A 20,955-nucleotide genomic window follows, 5' to 3' on the forward strand; every position below is an offset into this window, starting at 1 on the left:
CTGCAAATCGGATCCAATGTCCGGGATCCCGGAGGTTGGATCCCGGAGGATGGATCCCGGAGGTTGGATCCCGGATCCAGACTCAGGCGCCCAGTTCCGCCCGGGCCGCCACGAACGCGTCCACCGCGCGGTTCACGTCCTCCGTGGAGTGCGCGGCCGAGAGCTGGACGCGGATGCGGGCCTGGCCCTGGGGGACCACCGGGTAGGAGAAGCCGATCACGTAGACGCCGCGCTCCAGGAGGAGCTCGGCCATCTTCCCGGCCACGGCCGCGTCGCCGATCATGACGGGGGCGATGGCGTGGTCGCCGGGGAGGATGTCGAAGCCCTCCTCGGTCATGCGGCTGCGGAAGAGCGCGGTGTTGGCGTTGAGCTTGTCGCGCAGGTCGCCGGCGGACTCCAGGAGGTCGAGGACCTTGAGGGAGGCGGCGGCGATGACCGGGGCGAGGGTGTTGGAGAAGAGGTACGGGCGGGAGCGCTGGCGCAGCAGGGCGACGATCTCGGCGCGGGCGGCGACGTAGCCGCCGGAGGCGCCGCCGAGGGCCTTGCCGAGGGTGCCGGTGATGATGTCGACGCGGTCCATGACGCCGTGGAGCTCGGGGGTGCCGCGGCCGCCGGCGCCGACGAAGCCGACGGCGTGCGAGTCGTCGACCATGACCATGGCGTCGTAGCGCTCGGCCAGGTCACAGATGTCGGCGAGCGGGGCGACGTAGCCGTCCATGGAGAAGACGCCGTCGGTGACGATCAGCTTGCGCCGGGCGCCGCTCTCGGTGGCCTCCTTGAGCTGCTGCTCCAGGTCGGCCATGTCACGGTTGGCGTAGCGGAAGCGGCGGGCCTTGGAGAGGCGGATGCCGTCGATGATGGAGGCGTGGTTGAGGGCGTCGGAGATGACCGCGTCCTCGGCGCCGAGGAGGGTTTCGAAGACGCCGCCGTTGGCGTCGAAGCAGGAGGAGTAGAGGATCGTGTCCTCCTGGCCGAGGAAGGCCGAGAGGCGGGCCTCCAGCTCCTTGTGCACCTCCTGGGTGCCGCAGATGAAGCGGACCGAGGCCATGCCGTAGCCCCAGCGGTCGAGCGCCTCGTGGGCGGCTGCGACGACGTCGGGGTGGTCGGCGAGGCCGAGGTAGTTGTTGGCGCAGAAGTTGAGGACCTCGCCGGGGCGGCCGCCGGCCGTGACCTCGACGGTCGCGGACTGGGGCGTGCCGATGACCCGCTCGGGCTTGTGGAGGCCGGCCGCCCGGATCTCGTCGAGGGTGGCGCGGATGTCGTCGCGTACGGAATCGAACATGGGTCAGGCTCCCGCAGTCCAGTCGAGGATGATCTTGCCGCTCTTGCCGGAGGCCGCGTCGTCGAAGGCGGCCTCGAAGTCGGTGTAGTCGTACCGGCCCGTGATGACCGGGGACAGGTCGAGCCCGCCCTCCAGGAGGACCGACATGGCGTACCAGGTCTCGAACATCTCGCGGCCGTAGATGCCCTTGATGGTGATCATCGAGGTGACGATCTTCGCCCAGTCGACGGCGAAGTCCTCGCTCGGCAGGCCGAGCATGGCGATCTTTCCGCCGTGGGTCATGTTGGCGATCATGTCGCGCATGGCGTGCGGGTTGCCGGACATCTCCAGGCCGACGTCGAAGCCCTCCTTCAGCCCGAGGGTGCGCTGGCCGTCGGCGATGGTCTTCTCCGCCACGTTGAGGGCGAGCGAGACGCCGGTCTTGCGGGCCAGGTCGAGGCGCTCCTCGCTGACGTCGGTGATGACGACGTTACGGGCGCCGGCGTGCTTGGCGACGGCGGCGGCCATGATGCCGATCGGGCCCGCACCGGTGACGAGGACGTCCTCGCCGACCAGGGGGAAGGAGAGGGCGGTGTGGACGGCGTTGCCGAACGGGTCGAAGATCGCGGCGACGTCGAGGTCGACCGGGACGCGGTGCACCCACACGTTGGAGGCGGGCAGCGCCACGTACTCGGCGAAGGCGCCGTCGCGGCCGACGCCGAGGCCGACGGTGGCGCGGCAGAGGTGGCGGCGGCCGGCGAGACAGTTGCGGCACTTGCCGCAGACGAGGTGGCCCTCGCCGCTGACCAGGTCCCCGACGACGATGTCGCTGACGTCACGGCCGACGGAGACGACCTCGCCGACGAACTCGTGGCCGATGGTCATCGGGGTCGCGATGGTCTTCTGCGCCCAGCCGTCCCAGGAACGGATGTGCAGGTCGGTACCGCAGATCCCGGTCCGCTTGACCTTGATCAGTACGTCCCCGGGGCCGGTCTCCGGCTCGGGCACGTCCGTGAGCCAGAGTCCCGGCTCCGCCTTCAGCTTGACCAACGCCTTCAATGCCACGGCTCCCGACGTGCGTGTCCTGTGATGTACGGGTCAAGGCACGCGCGCGTGCCCAAGATCCTCGGAGACGAATCTTCCGTACCGGGGGCTCGCGGTCCATCGAGGTTTTCTTAAGCGCGCTCGCAGTTCAGCTTCACGCCGGGGCGTCGTCGCAGTTCAGGGGCGTCCGCCCGGGGCTTCGACGGTGGCGGAGGCGGTCACGAAGGAGGACGGAAGCCAACTCGAACGGACGATTCCCAGGGGTCCCTCGACCGCGACGGCCGCCGCGTGTCCGCCGGCGGTGGGCACGTCCTGGACGGCCCAGCCCTCGGGGCGGGCGGAGGGGTCGTCCTCGCCGAGGTAGTCCAGGTCGAGGGGGCGGGCCACGCCGATGCCGAGGCCCTTGAGGTAGGCCTCCTTGCGGCACCAGACGCGGGCGAACGCCTCGGGCGCGTGCCCGGCCCGGGCGATCTCGGCCCGTTCCCGGGGGTGGAGGGCCGAGGCGACGTCGTGGACGGTAGCGGTCTCGGGGAAGGTCTCGACGTCGACGCCGACGGGCCGGGCGGCGATGCCGATGAGGACGACGTCGCCGCTGTGCGAGAGGGAGAAGTGCGGGGAGCCGGGCGGGGCTTCGACGGCCGGGCGGCCGTGGAGGGCTCCGCAGCCCGGGCAGGGCTCGCGGCGGTACGCGACCGCGGCGGGGGCCACGCCCAGCCGGGGGGCCAGGAGGCGGCGCAGGGCGATGTGGCCGATGCCATACCGGAGCCGGTCCGCCGCCCGGAGGAGTACGGCGAGTCGGGCGCGTTCCTCGGCGTCCAGGTCGGCGGGGTCGAGGTCCTCCTCGGTGAGGTGGTCCACCCGGAGCTGCCACAGGTCGACGTCGACCCGGGCGGAGGCGGTGTCCGGGTCGGGGGCGGGCGCGCGGGGTCCGGGGACGGGCTCGTCGTGGCGGTCGGTGATCACATGGTCATTCAAGCAGGACGGGTGCCGACTCAGGACGTTCCGGCGGCAGTTGGGCCGCCGGAGCCGAGCCCGCCCGCCCCGGGGCCGCCGGGGCCGTGGCCGTCGGGGGTCGGTGTGCCGCCCCGGCGGACGGCGTCGGCCTCGGTGTGGCGGCCGAGGCGGTCGAGGCAGTGGGTGAGGTCGGCGAGGGCGGAGAGGGTGTCCGGGTGCAGGGGGCCGAGGGTCCGGGACCGGGCCTCGGCGAGGGAGCGGAGCGGGGCGAGGGCCTCGTCCCAGCGGCCGAGCCGGCCGAGGACGACGGCGGCCTCGCGGCGGCTGCGCAGGGTGTCGGGGTGGTCGGGGCCGAGGACGCGCCGGCGGGCCGCGTGGACGGCCTGGGCGGTGTCGAGCGACTCCTGCCAGCGGCCGAGGCGGGCGAGGTGGACGGCGAGGGCGTGCCGCACGCGCAGGGTCTCGGGGGCGTCGGCGCCCTGGGTGCGGGTGCGGACGGCGACCAGGTCGCGGCAGACGGCGAGCGCGTCGGCGGCCCTGCCGAGCCGGCCGAGGCAGGCGCTGGTCTCGTAGCGGGCGGCGAGGGTGTCCGGGTGGTCGGGGCCGAGCGAGGAGGCCCGTCCCTCGGCGACCGCGCGGTACTGGTCGAGGGCCTCCTCGGCGCGGCCGAGGCGTCCCAGGGTGTGGGCGAGTTCGTGGCGGGTGACGAGGGTGTCGGGGTGGTCGGCGCCGAGCAGCCGGGTGCGGGTGTCGGCGACCGCCAGGGCCGTGCGGTACGACTCCTCCAGGCGGCCGAGCCGGGCGAGGGTGTACGCGAGGTTGTGGCGGCAGCGCAGCGTGTCGGGGTGGTCGGCGCCCGCGGTGCGCTCGCGGACGGCGAGGACGTCGGCATACAGGGCGTGCGCCTCCGCGTGGCGGCCGAGCCGGCCGAGGGTGAAGGCGCGCTCCTGGCGGGCTGCCAGGGTGTCGGGGTGGTCGGGGCCCAGGACGCGGGCGCGGGCGTCGGCGACCCTCTCGAAGGCTTCCAGGGCCTCGGTGGTGCGGCCGAGCCGGCCGAGCGCGAAGGCGACCTCGTAGGCGCTGGCGAGGGTGTCGGGGTGGTCGGGGCCGAGGACCCGGGTGCGGTCGCCGGCGACGGATCGGTGCAGGTCCTCGGCCTCCGCCCAGCGGCCGAGCCGGCCGAGGCCGAGGCCGGCCCGGTGGCGGGCGGAGAGTACGGCGAGGAGTTCGGGCGTGGCGTCCGTCGCGGGGCGGGCGGGGCCGTCGGCGCCGGCTCCGGCGGTCGTCCACTCGGTGGTGAGCACGGCGGCGGCGGGGTCGTGGCCGGCGACGCGGGGCGCCCCGGGGGCGGCGGGGCTCGGCCCGCCGGTGAGGGCCCGGGCCCACGCGGGCGTGGCGCCGGATTCCGCCACGGGGACGGCGACGGCTCCGTCGGCGGGGCGGGGCGGCTCGTACGGCAGGGGCGGCATGAGGCGGGTGTCGCCGCCGAGGGTGCGGCCGCTGACGATCCGGCGGCGCAGGTCGGAGGCGTCGCGCGGGCGCTGGTCGGGCACCTTGGCGAGGAGGTCGACGACGAGCCGGTCGAAGTAGTCGGGCAGCTCGGAGCGGAGGGCGCGCGGCGGGCTGGGCACGGTGTCCCGGTGGCCGACGAGCACGGCCCAGGAGTCGTCGAGGTCGAACGGCGGCGCGCCGGTGGCGAGTTCGTAGAGGACGCAGCCGAGCGAGTAGAGGTCGCTGCGGTGGTCGATGTCGCCGCCGCCGATCTGTTCCGGGGACATGTAGTGCGGGGTGCCCATGGCGATGCCGGTGCCGGTGAGACGGGAGGTGAAGCCCATGTCGGCGCCGAGGCGCGCTATGCCGAAGTCGCAGATCTTCACCGTGCCGTCGCGCAGCCGCATGATGTTGGCGGGCTTGAGGTCGCGGTGGACGATGCCCATGCGGTGGGTGTATTCGAGGGCGTCGGCGACCTGGTCGGCGATGTCGACGACCTCGTGGACGGGCAGCGGGTTCCGGGCGTTGGCGGCGAGGAGCTGGCTGAGGTTCTGCCCTTCGAGGAGCTCCATGACGAGGAAGAGCACGCCTTCGTACTCGCCGAAGTCGTGGACGACGGTGATGCCGCGGTGCTGGAGCGCGGCCGCGACCCGGGCCTCGCGGCGGAACCGCTCGCGGACCACGGTCTGCACGCCCGCGTCCTGGTGCGGGCCGAGCGGTTTGAGGCACTTGACCGCGACCCCGCGGCCCAGCGCCTCGTCCGTGGAACGCCACACCTCGCCCATGCCGCCGCGGCCGATGACCTCGTGCAGGCGGTAGCGCCCCTGGATCAGTCTGATGTCCCCCATCGTGTGCCGTCGCCCCCGTCGTCTTCGTGCACGCTCTCCGGCCCGTCCAGTATGGCCGCAGGCACGGACAGTGTGTACGGGTCGGGTCGGGTGTCGGGCCCGAGGCGGTCCATGGCGCGCGGGATGTGGCCGGGTGGGAGCCGCCAGCGGAGGGCGGCGGGGACGCCGCGCAGCAGGCGTGCGGTGGTGACGAGGCGCCGGGTGACGGCGGCCTCGGGCGGTACCGGCCGGCCGTAGAGGGCATGGGCCCAGTCCGGCAGGGTGTCGTACGCCAGGGAGCTGATCCGCCGCCACACCAGCGCCCGTCCGGCGCGCAGCGCGGGCGGTACGGGCGGCTTGCGCAGGAAGTCGAGGACGGCGAGCGCGTCCTCCCCCGCCGCGAGTTCGCCGCGTACGGAGTCGAAGTAGGCGGCGAGGGCGTCCCGGCTCCCGGGGACGGTGGCCGGGTCGAGGCCGACGAGCCGCGCGGAGGTGCGCTGCTCGTCCACGTAGCGGTCGGCGGGTTCCCCGGTGAGCGGCAGTCCGGAGCGGTGGGCGACGGAGACGTACGAGTCGATCTCGGCGCAGTGCACCCAGAGCAGCAGCGCGGGGTCGTCCACCTTGAGGAGCCGGTGGATCCGGCGGACGCGCGCGCCGGCGGCCTCGGCGGCGTCCCGTGTGCCGTAGCTGAGCGTGCCGACGAAGCTCGCCGTCCGCATCAGCCGCCCCCAGGGGTCCTCCCGGAAGCTGCTGTTGATCATGACTCCGCGTACGGCCACGGGGTGGAGGGCCTGGAGGTAGAGGGCTCGCACGCCGGCGATCCACATGACGGGGTCGGCGTGCAGCTGCCAGGTGACGGAGCGGGGTCCGAAGAGACCGGGGTCGGCGTCCTGCCTCATGGGGTTCAGGCTACGCGGCTGGATCCAGCATGGTGGATGTCGGATCCAGCCACCTCGTTGGATCTTGGATCCAACATGGTGGACGTCGGATGTTGGATCCAAGATCCCGGACCCTGGATCCCGGACCCTGGATCCCGGACCCTGGATCCCGGATGTTGGATCCCGGATGTTGGATCCGAGATCCTGAAGGTTGGATCCTGGAGGTTGGATCCAACTGCCTGGAGGCATCAACCGATCTCCACCACCCGCGCCCACCCCGGCGGTCGGAGCAGCAGGTCGTCCACCTCCTCGTCCTCCGGCTCCGAGGCCGGTGGGCGGGGGAAGAGGCCGACGATCGTGCGGCAGGGAGGGGCGGTTCGGGGCCATGGGGTCTGGCCGTCGGTGAAGACGACGAGGACGTCGGGGCGGGGGCTGAGGCGCAGGGCGCGGGCGAAGCCTGCGCGGAGGTCGGTGCCGCCGCCGCCCACGAGGGGGATGTCCGCGCCGGCGCAGAGGCGTTGGGCGGTGTGGGCGGCGGCGTCGCAGGCGACGACGGTGACGAGGTCGCGGCGGCCGTCGACGGCGCGGGTGAGGGCGGCGACCTCCAGGAGGGCGCTGCCGAGTTCGGTGTCGGAGACGGAGCCCGAGGTGTCGATGACGACGCCGATGTGCGGAGGGACGCGGCGGAGGCTGGGCAGGACGACGCCGGGGAAGGCGGCGGAGCGGCGGGAGGGCCGGCGGTAGGTGTAGTCCTCGCCTGCGCCGGCCGCGGAGACGGCGGCGGCGAGGGCGGCGCCGAGGAGTTCGCGCCAGGGCTGGGGCGGGTGGCAGACCTGTTCGGCCCAGCGCTGCCAGGCCTCGGGGGCGGTGCCGGGGCGGCCCTTGATGCCCTGGGCGACGCGGTACACGACCGCGTCGCGCTCCTGCGGGGTGAGGCCGTCGGCTCCGTCGGCGCCGAGTTCCCAGGAGCGGGCGTGGCCGTCGGCGCCGCTGCCGCAGTCGAGCCAGGCCAGCGCGGAGGTGCGCGGGGTGATGCGTACGGCGCGGACGTACTCCTCCATGAGCCGGCCGGGCGTGAGGTCGAGCATCTCGGGCCGGATGGCGTCGGCGGGGCGCGGGAGCCCGTCGTCGGAGTCACCGTGGATGTCGTCGTAGATGTCGTCGTTGATCTCGAAGTCGCCGGCGATGTTGAGGCGGAGCCGTTCGGCCGGGCCTTCGAGGCCGAGGTCGCGGGCGAGGCGGTCGCCCCGGCCGTGGTGGTCGCGGAGCAGGTGGGCGACCTCGTGGACCCAGACGCCGGCGAGGTCCTTCATCGGTGTCCGGTCGACGAAGGCAGGGGAGACGTACAGGCGCCAGTGACGGTCGACGGCCATGGTGGGGACGGCCCGGGTGGGCACGACGTGGAGGGCGAAGAGGGCGGTGGCGAGGTACGGGCGGACCCGGACGGCGTAGAGCCGGGCGGCGTACAGCTTGTCCTGGTCCAGCGCCTCCTCGGCCGGGACCACGGCCTCGGCGGAGGCACCCGTGGCGGAGGCCGAGGCGTTCGGGGCGGTCATCGGCGTCCCCGGGCGGTCGCGGCGCGCCGGGAGAGGTCGACGGCTCCCGCGAGGCGCTCGATGGCGGCGGGGACGTCCCAGTCGTCGCGGCGGAGGGCGGCGAGTGTGGTGGCGGGCACCACGACGAGGTCCGGCGGGCCGGTCTCGGCGGCCCGGGCGAGCAGGGCCCAGGCGGCGTCCCAGCGGTCCCTGGCGGGACGTTCGCGGACGGCGGTCACGACGGCTTCGAGGGCGGCCTGGCGGCGGTCGCCGCGTTCGGGGAGCACGGCGCCGGCCGGGTCGGCGAGCAGTTCCTCGGGGTCGGGGAGGTCCATCCGGTCGAGCCAGGCGAGGAGTTCGAAGCCCGGGCCGTCGCCGACGGTGCCGCGGACGAGCAGGGAGAGGACGTCGCGGGAGGAGCCGGCGACGGTGGCGAAGGCGAGCAGCCGCAGCGTCATGTCCCAGCTGCGGGGCGAGGGCCAGGGCCCGCCCCGGCGGGTCTCCTCCGCCGGCAGCCGGTGGACGAGCGTCGGCCTGCTGCCGAGGAGTCCGCAGACGGCCCGCCGGGCGTGGTCGACGGCTTCGGGGAGCCGTCCGGGGTCGAGGCGGGGCAGGGTGGCGCGGGGCCAGGTGCCGCCGAGTCCGCGGACGACGACCTCGTGCTCGTGCGTCCACCGGAGGTGGACGAAGCGGTTGGCGAGCGGGGCGCTCAGCTCCCAGCCGTCGGCCGCCGACGCGCGCGGGTTGGCGGCGGCCACGATCCGTACCCCGGGCGGCAGGGTGAGGGCGCCGACCCTGCGCTCCAGGACGAGCCGGAGGAGGGCGGCCTGCACGGCGGGCGGGGCGGTGGACAGTTCGTCGAGGAAGAGCAGGCCCCGGCCCTCGCGCACGAGGCGGACGGCCCAGTCGGGCGGGGCCATCGCCACGCCGCGTACGGCCGGGTCGTCTCCGAGGACGGGCAGGCCGGAGAAGTCGGAGGGTTCGTGGACGCTGGCTATGACCGTGGTCAGCGGCAGGTCGAGCTCTTCGGCGAGCTGGGTGAGCGCCGCGGTCTTGCCGATGCCGGGCTCGCCCCACAGGAGGACGGGCAGATCGGCGGCGACCGCGAGCGTCAGCGCTTCCAGCTGGTCGTCGGCGCGGGGTTCGGTGCGGGTGGAGCCGAGGAGGGTGAGGAGCTCGGCGGCGACGTCGAGCCGGCCTGCGGGGTGGGGAACGGGCCGGGCGGGCGCGGCGGGCGTGCCGGGTTCGGCGGGCATACCGGCCGCCGCGGCTGCGGCGGTCCCTGTGGTCGCGGCGGCCGCAGCAGTCGCAGTGGTCGCGGCAGTCGCAGTGGTCGCGGCGGCCGCAGCAGTCGCGGTGGTCGCGGTCGGCTGGGTGGGCGTAGGGGTGCGCATGGGTGTCATCACCTGGGGTGGGTACGGCGTGCCGGGGCACGGCGGCGGGCGGGAAAGGGCAGGGCTACGGGCGAGGAAGGGCAGGGCGGCGGGCCGTCGGTCGACGGCACGGCCATGGGGGAAGCGCGCGGGTCAGCGGGCCAGCGCGTGGCGGGGGTGGTCGCGGTGGCCGAGGGCGCGGCGGGCCTCGCGGGCACCGAACCAGGTGCCGCGGGGACGGTGGACCGGGCCGCGGCCGGGGTCGGGGGCGGGGGCGGGCGGGGGTTCGGGGACGCCCTCGGGGCCGGTGGCGCGCAGCCCCGAGCGGTAGAGACCGTGCAGGACCTTCCGTTCCGCGGCGCGTTCGAGGGCGTCGCGCAGCGGGCCGTCGCGCAGGACGGCGCCGGCTCCGAGGAGGCCTTCGACGACGGCGAACGCGCCGGCCGTGTCGCCGTGGGCGAGGCGCTCGCGCACGTCCGTCAGGCTGTCGGGTCTGCGATGCGCCGTGTCGATCACCCGTAGGCAGGGCAGGGGTGTCCCGGAGAGGGCGACGAGGAGTTCCTCGCGGCGGAGTTCGGCCGGGTCGTGGTCGAGCGGCACGAGGACGCCGTCGACGAGTCCGATGCGGTGCCGGCTCCCCCGGCAGTCCACGTACCTCGCCCCGTCCCCCGGGCTTCCGGATCGGGTTCCCGTGCCGTCCCGGCCGCCTGGGGCCAGTGCCTCGGCCACGAGCGGGTGCAGGTCACCGGGGGTGACGAGGCCGGCGCGGAGCAGGGCGAGATCGGGCGGGGTCCAGGTGGCCGCGTCGGGGAGCACGGCCGGCCGCGGGCCTCCGGTCGGGTCGTCCCCGGGCCGGTGAAGTCCCCGCCCCGCCGGTACGGGTTCGGTCCTGGCCCGCCCGTCCTGTTCCGGGGTGAGCAGGAGCCACTGCCCGGATCCGAGGCGTACGAGGACGGGACCGGCGGTCCGGCCTTCGGCGGCGAGCAGGAGGCGGGCCTCGGCGGCCCAGCGGTCCACGGCCCAGCCGGGGCCCGGCGGCTCGCCGGGCGAGGCCGGGAGGGCGGGCAGCAGGTCGGCGCCGGAGCGGGTGCGGAGCTCCCCGGCGCGGGTGGCGTCCCACAGATGGCGGTGGAGGTCGAGCCGGAAGCGCCGGCTGGGGTGCGGGTGGGGGTGCGCGGCGGCAGCGGGGGCGTACGCGCTCCACGCGCGCGGCGGCGGGCCGGCGGGCGGCCCGTCCCACAGGGCGAGGGAGATCCGCTGTCCGGCGTCGGCCCAGGCGGGCGCGGTGCGGGCCACGAGGTGGACGGGGCGGGCCGGGCGCCGTGCCCGCCCGCCGGGTGTCTCGTGGTCCGCGTAGACGGCCAGGGTGACGGTCGTTCCGGGGCGGAGCAGGCCGTCGGGGGCGGTTCTGGGGAGGTGCCAGCGGAGCAGGTCGGGGGCGAGGCGGCGGAGGTCGGCACGCACGCGTGCGGCGAGTTCCGTGCCGTGGGTCCGGGCCAGGGTCCGGGGGGTCAGGTCGAGGTCGACGCGCGCGGCGGCGCAGGCACCGGCCCAGTCGCCGGCGAGGCGGCGGGCGGTGGCGGTCTCGATCATGGCGGGCGGCACGGCGTAGGCGCGCACGCGCCGCCAGAGGGAAAGGCGGGTGTCCTCCCGCACGGGCGTGCCCATCAGGACGCTCCGTGCGCGGTGAGGACCCCCCATCGGTACGAGGAGTGAGTGATCATCACGAGCACGCTAACGCGCCCGGCCCCGGGGACGCCAGGGGATTTCCGGGCCCCGTCCCGGAGACCTTCCGAACGCCCCCGCCGGAGGCCTCCAGGGCTCCGCACCGCGGCCTTCAGGGCTCCGCGCCATACGTCGGTCCTCCAGGGTTCCGGCCCTGAGGCCTTCCGACTCCCCGTCGGAGGCCTACTCGACCTCCCCACCGGAGGTCTTCTCGACTGCCCCGTCGGAGGCCTTCTCGCCTCCCCGTCGAGGGTGCTCCCGGCTTCCCCACCGCATGCCTTCTCGCCTCCCCGTCGACGGTCTTCCCGCCTCCCCGGCGACCCCACGGACGTTTCGCGCGATTTGACGGGCTTTTCCGGTGATGTCGGAATGGGAGACGTCGTCCTTCGTCCCCGCCACCGCACGACGGGAGCAGTCATGACCGCTGGACCGGAGCCCATCAGCGAGGCCGCCCGCGCGGCGTTGAGCCGCGAACTGTCCGAGCTGCGCGCCGAACGGGCGAAGGTCGCCGCCACGCTCGGCGACGCCGACGAGCCCGGCGACCGGGCCGATCAGGCCGACGAGTTGCAGCGGGCCACGGAGGCGGACCGGCTGGACTCGCGGATCGAGGAGATCGAGGGGCGGCTGCGGGAGGCCTCGGCCGCCGGCGCCCCGTCGGCCGACACGATCGGCGTGGGCAGCACGGTGGGGGTGCGGTTCGGCGACGGCACGGAGTCGACGCTGCACGTCGGCGAGCTGGCCGACGCGGACGATCCGGCCCTGGTGACCGCCGACAGTCCGCTCGGCCGGGCGCTGCTCGGTCACGCGGCCGGTGACAGCATCGCGTACGCCACTCCCTTGGGCCGTACGACCGCCATCGTCCTCTCGGTCGGCGCGCCGGGCGGCGGCTCCTGACCGGTTCGGCCGGGACGCGCGCCGACCCGGACCTGGCGGAGGAGCGCCGGGCCGACCGCAAGGGCGGCCCGGGGCACACCGTGCTCCTCGCCCTGGCGCTGGCCGTGCCCGTGGCCAAGGTCGCGTACACGGTGGGCGGCGGGGACGCGGTGCGGGACGTGTTCGTCGGCATGGAGCCGGGGAACTGGCCGGACGTGCTGCTCGGCATGGTGATCACGGACCCGCTGCTCGGCTCGGTCCTCGCGGTCGTGATCTCACGGGTCGTCTTCGCCGTCTTCGCCGCGCGCGGCGCCGTGCCGACCGGCCGCGGCCGGCTCGCCCACCTGCGCCGCGTCGGGGTCACCGTCCTCAATCCGCTGGCGGTCGGCGTCATCGACGCCTGCCTCTTCGGCCCTTGGTGGGGCCTGGGCACGGCCCTCGCCGCGTACGCGCTCCGCAAGGGCGTCGTGGTGGAGTACCGCACGGGGCGGCGGCGTGCGCACCACGGACGCGGCACCGCGGACGGGCCCTCGCACGACCCGGACTACCGGCCGCCGGCCTGGCTGAGCCGGGCCGCGGCGGCGGAGCAGGGCGTGGCCCTGCTCCTCACCGCCGCCGTCCTGCCGCTCCTGTTCCTGGTCTCCGCGCTCGACGGCCAGGCCTGGACCTCGATCGTCGCCTGCCGGGTGACCGACGGGACCCGCACCACCGACGCCCGCCTGATCGAGCTGAGCCGCAAGGGCAATGGCGTGGTGGGCTGGAACCTGGAGTCCGAGGAGATCTCCAACGGCCTCGGCTGTACCGGTACAGAGAGCCGTTACGTACGGGAGCCCTGGTGGCGCCGGTGACCGCGCACGCCACCCCGCCCGGCCCCGGCTCCCCCGCCCGCGCGCCTGTCAGCGTGCCGGGAATGGGACGAACTCGGGCTGGTCGAGCACGCGCAGCCAGCTTCCGTCGGGCTGGCGCCTGACGACCTGGGCCCGGGCGCCGGTGCCGTCCTTCGGCGGGGTGGAGGTGAGGGCGATGTCGCCGTTCAGGAGGGTGGGCAGCGGCTCCTCCGGCTCGAAGCGCGGCCGGTGGACCAGCACCTTCTCCCACAGGACGCGGATCGCCTCCCGTCCCACCGTCACCTCGCCCGGCGGGTAGGCGAGCACTGCGTCCTCGGCGTAGAGCGCGGCGACGCCCGCCGCGTCGCCCGCGTTGGACCGCTCGACGAAGAGACGGGTGATGTCCTCGGGGCGCATGGCCTTCTCGTACTCCGGCATGGGGTTCCTCCTGGCTGGGAACGCGTCCTCGGTTTCCGTTCCTCCAGCCTCGCGGCCCCCTGCATCAGAAGTCCAACAGATGGTTCTTCTGCTTACTAGAATCCATGGTCATGGATCTCAGGCAGTTGGAGTACTTCGTCGCGGTCGCCGAGGAGCGGAACTTCACCCGGGCCGCCGAGCGGGTGCACATCAGCCAGTCCGGCGTGAGCGCGCAGATCCGGCGGCTCGAACAGGAGCTGGGCGCCGAGCTGTTCGACCGCTCGGCCCGTGCGGTCACCCTGACCGTCGCCGGGGAGGCCGCCCTCGCACCCGCGCGTGCGGCGCTCGCGTCGGCCGAGGCGGTCGGCCGGGCGGTCGACGAGGTGACGGGGCTGGTGCGCGGCCGGCTGACCCTGGGCATGGTCGTCGGATGCACGGTCACCCCGCTCTTCGACGCCCTCGCCGCCTTCCGCACGGCCCATCCCGGGGTGGACGTCCTGCTGCGGGAGGACGATTCGGACCGGCTCGTCGAGGGGGTGCGCGACGGCTCCGTCGACCTGGCGCTCGTCGGCGCCGCCGGCGCGCCCCCCGACGGCCTGGACGCCATGATCATCGTCAGCGAACGGCTCGTCGCGGCCGTCCCGCCCACGCACCCCCTGGCCGGCCGGGAGCGCCTCGCCCTCCGCGACCTGACGGCCCATCCGGTCATCTGCATGCCGCGCGGCACCGGCCTGCGGGCGGTGCTCGACCAGGCGTCCGACGCGCAGGGCCTCCGGCCGTCGATCGCCCTGGAGGCCGGGGCCGCCGACTCGATCGCCGACCTCGCCGCGCGGGGCCTCGGGGTCGCCGTGCTGAGCGCCTCGATGGCCGGCACCTACGCCGGCCGTCTCACCGCGCTCCCCCTGGACGACGTGGACGTCCCGGCGCTCCTCGCCCTGGTCTGGAAGCCCGCGCACCACCCGGCCGTCCACGCCTTCCTCGCCCACGCGCGCCCGGCGTTCGGCCGGACCGGCACTCCCTGACGGAACCCGCCGGCACGGTGCCCGCCGCGCAGCCGCGGGAGGGCCCCTGACGGGCCGGGGCGGGGCCGCCCGCCTACCGCCAGGGCGGTCGGATGCCGAGGTGGCGGAGGGCGGCCGTGGCGGCGCCTGCGCCGGACATGCCGTGGGCGCCGGGGCCGGGCGGGGTGGCGGCGGAGCAGAGGTAGACGCCGGGGAGGCCGGTGGCGTAGGGGTCGAGGGCGGGGCGGGCGCCGAGGACCAGTTGGGGGACGGTCTTGGCGCCGGTGAGGATGTCGCCTCCGGCGAAGTTGGGGTTGGCGGCGGCGAAGTCGGCGGGGCGGGTGACGCGCAGGCCGACGACGCGGTCGCGGACGCCGGGGGCGAACTGTTCCAGGCGGGCCAGGATCGCGTCGGTCGCGTCGCCGTCGTAGCCGTGCGGCACGTGCGCGTACGTCCACACCGGGTGGACGTCGCCGACGGAGCGGGAGGGGTCGGCGAGGTACTGCTGGCCGACGAGGACGAAGGGGCGCTCCGGCATCCGGCCGTCCGTGACGTCCCGCTCTGCGCGGACGACCTCGGCGAGCGGGCCGCCGAGGTGGACCGTCCCGGCCCGGCGGGCGGCCTCCGCCCGCCACGGCACCCGGCCCTCCACCGCCAGGTCGACCTTGAAGGCGCCGGGACCGCGCCGGAAGCGGCGGTACGCGGCCGCCGTACGGGACGGCAGGACGTCGCCGTACACGGCCGCGGCCTGGGCCGGGTCGAGGTCGAGGAGCGTGAGGTCGGCGGGCGGCAGCTGGGAGCGGTGGGTGATCCTGACGCCCGTCTCGATCCGGCCGCCGTGGGCGCGGAGGGCGGCCGCGAGGGCGTCGGTGATGGAGCGGGAGCCGCCCTCGGCGACGGCCCAGCCGGCCGCGTGCCCGGCGGTCAGGATGCCGAGGCCGATCGCGGAGCTGAGGGGTTCGGTGAGCGGCCGGTAGGCGTGTGCGGCGACGCCCGCCCACAGCGCGCGGGCGCCCGGGGTGCGGAAGAGGCGGGCGAGGGCGGCGGCGGGCAGGACGGTCGGCAGGCCGAAGCGGGCCAGGAGGAGGGGGTGGTCGGGGACGCGCAGGAGCGGGCCCATGACGTCGGCGGAGAGCGCCTCCCAGCGGCGTACCGAGGGGGCCAGCAGGGCCCGGTAGCGGGCCGCGTCGGCGCCGAGCCCGGCGGCGGTCTCGGTGACCGAGCGGTACAGGACGGCGGCGGTGCCGTCGTCGAGGGGGTGGGCGCAGTCGATCTCGGGGAGCCGCCAGTTCAGCCCGTACCGGTCGAGGCGGAGGTGCCGGAGGGCGGGCGAGGCGACGGCCAGGGGGTGGACGGCCGAGCAGTGGTCGTGGAGCAGCCCGGGCAGGATCGCCTCGTCGGTGCGGGTGCCGCCGCCGATCGTCGGCGCGGCCTCCAGGACCGTGACCTCGACGCCCGCCTCGGCGAGCAGGGCGCCGGCCGCGAGCCCGTTGGGGCCGGCGCCGACGACGACGGCGGTCGGGGTGGAACCGGCGGGGCGGGCGGGGCGCTGACGCGTGCTGCTCATGGGGCGAGTCTGCCGGGGCGCGCGGGGCCCGCGCACACCGGGTCGGCCGGGCCCGGTCGGCCGGGCCCCGGTCGGCCGGCGCGCGCCGGGTCAGCCGGTGACGATGCCGGCGACGAGGTTGATCGCGGTGGCGAGGATGCTGGCGCCGAAGACGTACGAGAGGAGGCAGTGGCGCAGGACGACCGCCCGGATCCCGGAGTCCGAGACGTTGGTGTCCGAGACCTGGTACGTCATGCCGAGGTTGTAGGAGAAGTACAGGAAGTCGGTGTAGCGGGGCCGGTCGTCGGAGTTGAAGTCGATGCCGCCCTCGGGCGGCCCGTAGTACAGGTACGCGTACCGGGTCGCGTACATGAGGTGGAGGGCGGCCCAGGCCATGAAGACGCCCCAGAGGGCGGTCGCGGCGGCGGCCCGGTCGTAGCCGGAGTCGACGAGGAGCAGCGCGACGATGGCGACGAGCCCGCAGAGGGCCGCCGTGACCACCGCCAGTTCCTCGACGACCGGTCGGAACTGCTCGCGCCGCAGGTTGCGACGGGTCGCGGTGGCGTCCATCGGCCACAGCACGATCCAGCCGGTGACGACGAAGACGGTCTCGGCGGCGGCGATCCCGGCGAGGATGCCGAGCGCGGTCTCGGCGAGCGCGCCGGTGACCGCCCCGGCGGCGGCGCCGACGACGCCCGCGCCGGCCAGCCGGGGGACCGCGTACCGCCACGACCAGGCGTGCACTCCGGTCACTCGCCGCCGAGGACGACGACGGCCTCGTCGGTGTACGTGAAGTAGGTGAGCGTCTCGTGGAGGTACAGCTCCACGGTGTCGGCGTCGTGCCGGGTGTAGCCGATGGAGACGTCCTGGCCGAGGCGGAGTTCGAAGTCGCCGCCGCGCGTGGAGAGCACGAAGCCGCCGGTGACGGCGGGGGCCCAGATCGGCGGTCCGTCGAGCATCCGGCCGAGGTGGGCGGCGACCGGATAGCCGTGGTCGGAGGTCTCGCTGACGGCCCGGTACTCCTCGGCGCCGAGGAGCAGCGCGTAGGGGCCGTCCACGCCGGCGAGCCGCAGGGCGGTGAGGGCGCGGCTGACGGCGTCGGGGTAGTCGCGGGGTTCGGTGGGGAGCGCGACGGCCGGGTTGGAGGAGGCGGCGCGCAGGCCGCGCACGCCGGCGGCCTCGTAGCCGTCGAAGACGACGCTGTCCTCGGCGAGGGCGAGGGCGAGGGCGGCGTCCTTGACGGGCTGCCAGTCGGAGTCCTTGGCGCCGCGTTCGACGTCGTCGACGGCGGAGCGGTCGACGGTGAAGGGGACGCGGAGCTCGACCAGCGGGCGGGCCTCGCGCAGCCGGGCGCGGACGCCTTCGGCGGGCGCGGCGAGGTCGGTGAGGTGGCCGGTGCCGACGGCGGCGAGGGTGGCGCCGCCGGGGTCGGGGACGTCCACGACGCGGCGTCCCGCGACGGTGCGGCGGAAGGTGCGGCGGGCCTCCTCCTCGATCTCGGCCCAGGCGGCGGGGGTGATGGGGGCGAGTTCGCGGTGCAGGTTGCTGGTGGGGGTGGGGTTGCCGGGGAGGCTGGTCATGACGCCGGTACTCCTTTCAGGCTGCCGATGCCCAGGCCCACGGCGGCGGCAGCGGGGGCTACGGCTTCGGGTTCGGGTTCGGATCCGGCCACGGCTTCCGTCGCGGGTTCCGCCGCGGCCGCGGGTTCCGCCGCGGATTCCCGGGCCGCGCCCAGGGCCGTATCCGGGGCCGGGAGGTCGTCGAGGAGGTCGGCGCTCGGGACGAAGAAGAGGCCGCCGGTGACGGCGGTGGAGAAGTCGAGGATGCGGTCGGTGTTGCCGGGCGGGTCGCCGAGGAACATGTTGCGGAGCATCTGTTCCGTGACGGCGGGCGTGCGGGCGTACCCGATGAAGTACGTGCCGAACTCGCCCGCGCCGAGCCGTCCGAACGGCATGTTCTGGCGGACGATCTGCCGCTCCTCGCCGTCCTCGTCCTCGACGGTGTTGAGGGCGACGTGCGAGTCGGACGGCTTGACGTCGTCGGGGAGTTCGACGTTGTCGGCCTTGGAACGGCCGATGACCCGCTCCTGCTCCTCGGTGGAGAGCGCGTTCCAGGCGGCGAGGTCGTGGAGGTACTTCTGCACGACGACGTAGCTGCCGCCGCGGAAGCCGGGGTCCTCGTCGGCGACGAGGACGGCGCCGGCGGCGGACGGCCCCGTGGGGTTCTCGCTGCCGTCGACGAAGCCGAGGAGGTCGCGTTCGTCGAAGTAGGTGAAGCCGTGGACCTCGTCGACGACGGTGACGGCGTCGCCGAAGCCGTCCAGGACGACCCGGGCCAGTTCGAAGCAGAGGTCGGCGCGGCGGGCCCGCAGGTGGAGCAGCAGGTCGCCGGGGGTCGCGGGGGCGTGGTGCCGGGGGCCCTGGAGGGGGGTGAACGGATGCAGTTCGCGGGGGCGGGGCCCGCCGACGAGCCGGTCCCAGGCGCCGGAGGAGAGGCCGGCGACGCAGGCGAGGGCGTCGTCGCGGGCGCGGAAGGCGACGGAGCGGGCGAGCCCGGACAGGCCGCCGAGCGCTTCGCGTACGTCGGTCTCCCGGCCGGGCGCGACGGTGAGCGTGAGGAAGAGAGCGGCCTTGGTGGGCGGGCCGAGGACGAGCTGGGGGACGGGCTGGGGGGCGACCATGCGACTCCCGTCGAAGAGGGGCAAATCGGCGCCAGCGTATCCAGGGTCGGGCGACCCCGCAGCCCGTCGCCGCTCCCCCGCGCGGCCGAATGGCGACGAGGTGCGGCCCGGCATAGCCTGCCGAGAGGGGGTCCTACGCGTTCCCTCGCGCCCGTGTGCGCCGGAAAGGTGGCAGGCCATGAGCCTCGACCGCAAGCAGCAGCAGGACGGCCTGGAACCCCGGGTGGGCCCCGTCCCCGACGGGGAGCCGGAGGTCCGGCCGTACCACCATCCGGCCGCCGGCTGGGGCGCCGCCAAGAGCGTGACCCGGTTCATGGTCCGGGAAGGCGCCCTCCCCGTGGACGGCCCCCGGGCGATCATGAAGATGAACCACGAGCGCACCGGGTTCGACTGTCCGGGCTGCGCCTGGCCCGACGACACCAAGGGCCTCCACCTGGACATCTGCGAGAACGGCATCAAGCACGTCACCTGGGAGATGACCCGGAAGCGGGTCGGGCGGGACTTCTTCGCCGCGCACTCGGTGACCGAGCTGGCCGGATGGACGGACTACGCGCTGGAGAACGAGGGCCGGCTCACCGAGCCGATGGTGTACGACCCCGACACCGACCACTACGTGCCGATCGACTGGAAGGACGCCTTCGAGCTGGTCGGCAGTGCCCTGCGGGGCCTCGACGACCCGAACCAGGCGTCGTTCTACACCTCGGGCCGGCTCGGCAACGAAGCGACCTTCCTCTACCAGCTGCTCGCCCGCGAGCTCGGCACCAACAACCTCCCCGACTGCTCCAACATGTGCCACGAGGCGAGCGGGCGGGCCCTGACGGCGTCGCTCGGCACCGGCAAGGGCACGGTGGACCTCGCCGACTGGGAGACCGCCGACGCGCTGTTCATCCTCGGCGTCAACGCCGCGTCCAACGCGCCCCGGATGCTCACCGCCCTCGCCGAGGCGTACCACCGGGGCGCGCAGATCGTGCACGTCAACCCGCTGGTGGAGGCCGCGGCCACGCGGACGATCATCCCGCACGACTTCAAGGACATGGCGACCTTCCACTCCACCAGGACGTCGACGCTCAACCTCCAGCCGCGGATCGGCGGCGACATGGCCCTCCTGCGGGGCATGGCCAAGGCGATCCTGGAACAGTCGGTGTCCGATCCGAAGGCGCTCGACCGGGAGTTCGTCGAGCGGCACACGGCCGGCTTCGAGGAGTACCGGGCCGTGTGCGAGGCCACGCCCTGGGAGGAGATCGAGCTCCAGTCGGGGCTCCCCCGCGAGGAGATCCTGGAGGCGGCCCGGGTGTACCGGGAGGCGGACCGCTCGATCGTCAGCTGGTGCCTCGGCGTCACCCAGCACGAGCACGGCGTCGACACGGTCCGCGAGATCGTCAACCTCCTGCTGCTGCGCGGCAACCTGGGCCGCGAGGGCGCCGGCCCGTCCCCCGTGCGCGGCCACAGCAACGTCCAGGGCAACCGCACCTGCGGCATCGACCACCGCCCCGCCGAGGCCTTCCTCGACCGGCTCGGCGAGGTCTGCGGGATCGACCCGCCGCGCGCCCACGGCCTCGACACCGTGCACACCATCGAGGCGATGGGACGGGGCGACGTCAAGGTCTTCGTCGGCATGGGCGGCAACTTCGCGCTGGCCGCGCCCGACACGCCCGTCACGTACGAGGCGCTGCGGAACTGCGAGCTGACCGTCCAGGTGAGCACCAAGCTCAACCGCAGCCATGTGGTGCACGGCCGGCGGGCGCTGATCCTGCCGTGCCTGGGCCGCACCGAGAAGGACCACCAGCGCAAGGGCGAACAGGCCACCTCGGTCGAGGACTCGATGAGCATGGTCCATCTGTCGCGCGGGATGAAGAAGCCCGCGTCGCCGCACCTGCTCTCCGAGCCGGCGATCGTCGCGGGCATGGCGCGGGCCGCGCTCCCGGACAGCGCGACGCCGTGGGCCTGGTACGTGGAGGACTACGACCGGATCCGGGACACGATGGCCCGCGTCCTGGACGGCTTCGAGGACTTCAACCGGCGGGTGCGGCTGCCGCTCGGCTTCCGCATCAAGCAGCCCGCGCGCGAGCTGGTCTTCCTCACCCCGTCGGGGAAGGCGGAGTTCTCCGCCGCGCCGCTGCCGGACGTCGTCCCCGAGCCGGGCACGCTCGCGCTCGGCACGATGCGCTCGCACGACCAGTGGAACACCACGATCTACTCCGACGACGACCGCTACCGGGGCGTGAGCGGGCTGCGCACGCTGGTCTTCATGAACCGTGCCGACATGCGCGAGCGGGGCATCACGGAACTCGCCCCGGTGGACATCACCGCGACCGCCCGCGACGGCAGCCGGCGCTCGCTGCACGGCTATCTGGCGGTGCCGTACGACATCCCGCGCGGCTGCGCGGCGGGATACATGCCGGAGATGAACGTGCTGTGCGCCCTGGGCGACTACAGCAGCCAGAGCGACCAGCCGATCATGAAGCACCTCAAGGTCGTGATCGAGCCGACGGGCTGACCGGGGTGAAACGTGGAACGGCCCCC

17 protein-coding genes are annotated in these 20,955 nt (G+C 74.8%); 4 read left to right on the plus strand and 13 right to left on the minus strand.

Going from position 1 to position 20,955, the window contains the following annotated elements:
• Window positions 1-82 precede the first annotated feature (82 nt).
• The 8 genes from AB0E19_RS15910 to AB0E19_RS15945 all read right to left on the minus strand — a co-directional run bounded on the left by AB0E19_RS15910 (window position 83) and on the right by AB0E19_RS15945 (window position 11,031).
• Window positions 83-1,282, minus strand: a complete 1,200-nt coding sequence (locus AB0E19_RS15910; protein ID WP_362179326.1) for a glycine C-acetyltransferase — start codon at window positions 1,280-1,282, stop codon at window positions 83-85.
• Between the two features lie 3 nt (window positions 1,283-1,285).
• Window positions 1,286-2,320 carry an L-threonine 3-dehydrogenase gene (gene tdh, locus AB0E19_RS15915; RefSeq protein ID WP_362179329.1) on the minus strand — a complete coding sequence of 345 codons (1,035 nt, stop codon included), beginning with the start codon at window positions 2,318-2,320 and terminating at the stop codon, window positions 1,286-1,288.
• A 162-nt stretch (window positions 2,321-2,482) separates the two neighbouring features.
• On the minus strand, window positions 2,483-3,268 hold the full coding sequence (locus AB0E19_RS15920) for a 4'-phosphopantetheinyl transferase superfamily protein (RefSeq protein ID WP_362179332.1): 786 nt from the start codon (window positions 3,266-3,268) through the stop codon (window positions 2,483-2,485).
• Window positions 3,269-3,297: 29 nt separating this feature from the next.
• Window positions 3,298-5,598 (minus strand): serine/threonine-protein kinase, encoded by a 2,301-nt coding sequence (locus AB0E19_RS15925; RefSeq protein WP_362179335.1) that lies wholly within the window; start codon window positions 5,596-5,598, stop codon window positions 3,298-3,300.
• Window positions 5,580-6,476, minus strand: a complete 897-nt coding sequence (locus AB0E19_RS15930) for an oxygenase MpaB family protein (RefSeq protein ID WP_362179339.1) — start codon at window positions 6,474-6,476, stop codon at window positions 5,580-5,582. The genes AB0E19_RS15925 and AB0E19_RS15930 overlap by 19 nt, the downstream gene beginning before the upstream one ends.
• Before the next feature lie 227 nt (window positions 6,477-6,703).
• A complete protein-coding gene (locus AB0E19_RS15935) occupies window positions 6,704-8,011 on the minus strand; it encodes a VWA-like domain-containing protein (protein ID WP_362179342.1) in 1,308 nt (435 codons plus the stop codon).
• Window positions 8,008-9,246: an AAA family ATPase gene (locus AB0E19_RS15940; RefSeq protein ID WP_362179345.1), complete on the minus strand. Its 1,239-nt coding sequence runs from the start codon at window positions 9,244-9,246 to the stop codon at window positions 8,008-8,010. The genes AB0E19_RS15935 and AB0E19_RS15940 overlap by 4 nt, the downstream gene beginning before the upstream one ends.
• Before the next feature lie 270 nt (window positions 9,247-9,516).
• A complete protein-coding gene (locus AB0E19_RS15945) occupies window positions 9,517-11,031 on the minus strand; it encodes a hypothetical protein (RefSeq protein ID WP_362179349.1) in 1,515 nt (504 codons plus the stop codon).
• 474 nt (window positions 11,032-11,505) lie between these two features.
• Here AB0E19_RS15945 and AB0E19_RS15950 point away from each other — a divergent pair, with 474 nt between their 5' ends.
• Together AB0E19_RS15950 and AB0E19_RS15955 are read left to right on the plus strand one after the other, a co-directional pair.
• Window positions 11,506-11,982 (plus strand): GreA/GreB family elongation factor, encoded by a 477-nt coding sequence (locus AB0E19_RS15950; protein WP_362179352.1) that lies wholly within the window; start codon window positions 11,506-11,508, stop codon window positions 11,980-11,982.
• Window positions 11,979-12,809 carry a hypothetical protein gene (locus AB0E19_RS15955; RefSeq protein WP_362179468.1) on the plus strand — a complete coding sequence of 277 codons (831 nt, stop codon included), beginning with the start codon at window positions 11,979-11,981 and terminating at the stop codon, window positions 12,807-12,809. The genes AB0E19_RS15950 and AB0E19_RS15955 overlap by 4 nt, the downstream gene beginning before the upstream one ends.
• A 48-nt stretch (window positions 12,810-12,857) precedes the next feature.
• Here AB0E19_RS15955 and AB0E19_RS15960 read toward each other — a convergent pair whose 3' ends face one another.
• Window positions 12,858-13,226 (minus strand): nuclear transport factor 2 family protein, encoded by a 369-nt coding sequence (locus tag AB0E19_RS15960; RefSeq protein ID WP_362179355.1) that lies wholly within the window; start codon window positions 13,224-13,226, stop codon window positions 12,858-12,860.
• Between the two features lie 110 nt (window positions 13,227-13,336).
• Here AB0E19_RS15960 and AB0E19_RS15965 point away from each other — a divergent pair, with 110 nt between their 5' ends.
• Window positions 13,337-14,227: a LysR family transcriptional regulator gene (locus tag AB0E19_RS15965; protein ID WP_362179358.1), complete on the plus strand. Its 891-nt coding sequence runs from the start codon at window positions 13,337-13,339 to the stop codon at window positions 14,225-14,227.
• A gap of 73 nt (window positions 14,228-14,300) precedes the next feature.
• On the opposite strand, the gene AB0E19_RS15970 is transcribed toward AB0E19_RS15965, so the two are convergent.
• The 4 genes from AB0E19_RS15970 to AB0E19_RS15985 all read right to left on the minus strand — a co-directional run bounded on the left by AB0E19_RS15970 (window position 14,301) and on the right by AB0E19_RS15985 (window position 18,432).
• Complete coding sequence (locus AB0E19_RS15970) at window positions 14,301-15,773, minus strand: NAD(P)/FAD-dependent oxidoreductase (protein WP_362179360.1); 1,473 nt, start codon at window positions 15,771-15,773, stop codon at window positions 14,301-14,303.
• A 90-nt stretch (window positions 15,774-15,863) separates the two neighbouring features.
• Window positions 15,864-16,505: a DUF1345 domain-containing protein gene (locus tag AB0E19_RS15975; RefSeq protein WP_362179363.1), complete on the minus strand. Its 642-nt coding sequence runs from the start codon at window positions 16,503-16,505 to the stop codon at window positions 15,864-15,866.
• Window positions 16,502-17,332 (minus strand): family 1 encapsulin nanocompartment shell protein, encoded by an 831-nt coding sequence (locus tag AB0E19_RS15980; RefSeq protein ID WP_362179366.1) that lies wholly within the window; start codon window positions 17,330-17,332, stop codon window positions 16,502-16,504. The genes AB0E19_RS15975 and AB0E19_RS15980 overlap by 4 nt, the downstream gene beginning before the upstream one ends.
• Entirely contained in the window at window positions 17,329-18,432 is a 1,104-nt protein-coding gene (locus tag AB0E19_RS15985) for a Dyp-type peroxidase (RefSeq protein ID WP_362179369.1), read from the minus strand. Before AB0E19_RS15985 ends, AB0E19_RS15980 begins: the two co-directional genes overlap by 4 nt.
• 178 nt (window positions 18,433-18,610) lie before the next feature.
• Here AB0E19_RS15985 and AB0E19_RS15990 point away from each other — a divergent pair, with 178 nt between their 5' ends.
• The gene (locus tag AB0E19_RS15990) at window positions 18,611-20,929 is read left to right on the plus strand and encodes an FdhF/YdeP family oxidoreductase (protein WP_362179372.1); all 2,319 of its coding nucleotides are present in this window, start codon (window positions 18,611-18,613) and stop codon (window positions 20,927-20,929) included.
• Window positions 20,930-20,955 lie beyond the last annotated feature (26 nt).

This window comes from Streptomyces sp. NPDC047974, assembly GCF_040653375.1.
In the GTDB taxonomy this organism is placed as follows: domain Bacteria; phylum Actinomycetota; class Actinomycetes; order Streptomycetales; family Streptomycetaceae; genus Streptomyces.

Bases quoted from the DNA above. Each gene is read 5' to 3' on its own strand.
- AB0E19_RS15910 (WP_362179326.1), bottom strand. From the start codon at position 1,282: ATGTTCGATTCCGTACGCGACGACATCCGCGCCACCCTCGACGAGATC.
- AB0E19_RS15925 (WP_362179335.1), bottom strand. From the start codon at position 5,598: ATGGGGGACATCAGACTGATCCAGGGGCGCTACCGCCTGCACGAGGTC.
- AB0E19_RS15930 (WP_362179339.1), bottom strand. From the start codon at position 6,476: ATGAGGCAGGACGCCGACCCCGGTCTCTTCGGACCCCGCTCCGTCACC.
- AB0E19_RS15935 (WP_362179342.1), bottom strand. From the start codon at position 8,011: ATGACCGCCCCGAACGCCTCGGCCTCCGCCACGGGTGCCTCCGCCGAG.
- AB0E19_RS15940 (WP_362179345.1), bottom strand. From the start codon at position 9,246: ATGCCCGCCGAACCCGGCACGCCCGCCGCGCCCGCCCGGCCCGTTCCC.
- AB0E19_RS15945 (WP_362179349.1), bottom strand. From the start codon at position 11,031: ATGGGCACGCCCGTGCGGGAGGACACCCGCCTTTCCCTCTGGCGGCGC.
- AB0E19_RS15950 (WP_362179352.1), top strand. From the start codon at position 11,506: ATGACCGCTGGACCGGAGCCCATCAGCGAGGCCGCCCGCGCGGCGTTG.
- AB0E19_RS15960 (WP_362179355.1), bottom strand. From the start codon at position 13,226: ATGCCGGAGTACGAGAAGGCCATGCGCCCCGAGGACATCACCCGTCTC.
- AB0E19_RS15965 (WP_362179358.1), top strand. From the start codon at position 13,337: ATGGATCTCAGGCAGTTGGAGTACTTCGTCGCGGTCGCCGAGGAGCGG.
- AB0E19_RS15970 (WP_362179360.1), bottom strand. From the start codon at position 15,773: ATGAGCAGCACGCGTCAGCGCCCCGCCCGCCCCGCCGGTTCCACCCCG.
- AB0E19_RS15980 (WP_362179366.1), bottom strand. From the start codon at position 17,332: ATGACCAGCCTCCCCGGCAACCCCACCCCCACCAGCAACCTGCACCGC.
- AB0E19_RS15985 (WP_362179369.1), bottom strand. From the start codon at position 18,432: ATGGTCGCCCCCCAGCCCGTCCCCCAGCTCGTCCTCGGCCCGCCCACC.
- AB0E19_RS15990 (WP_362179372.1), top strand. From the start codon at position 18,611: ATGAGCCTCGACCGCAAGCAGCAGCAGGACGGCCTGGAACCCCGGGTG.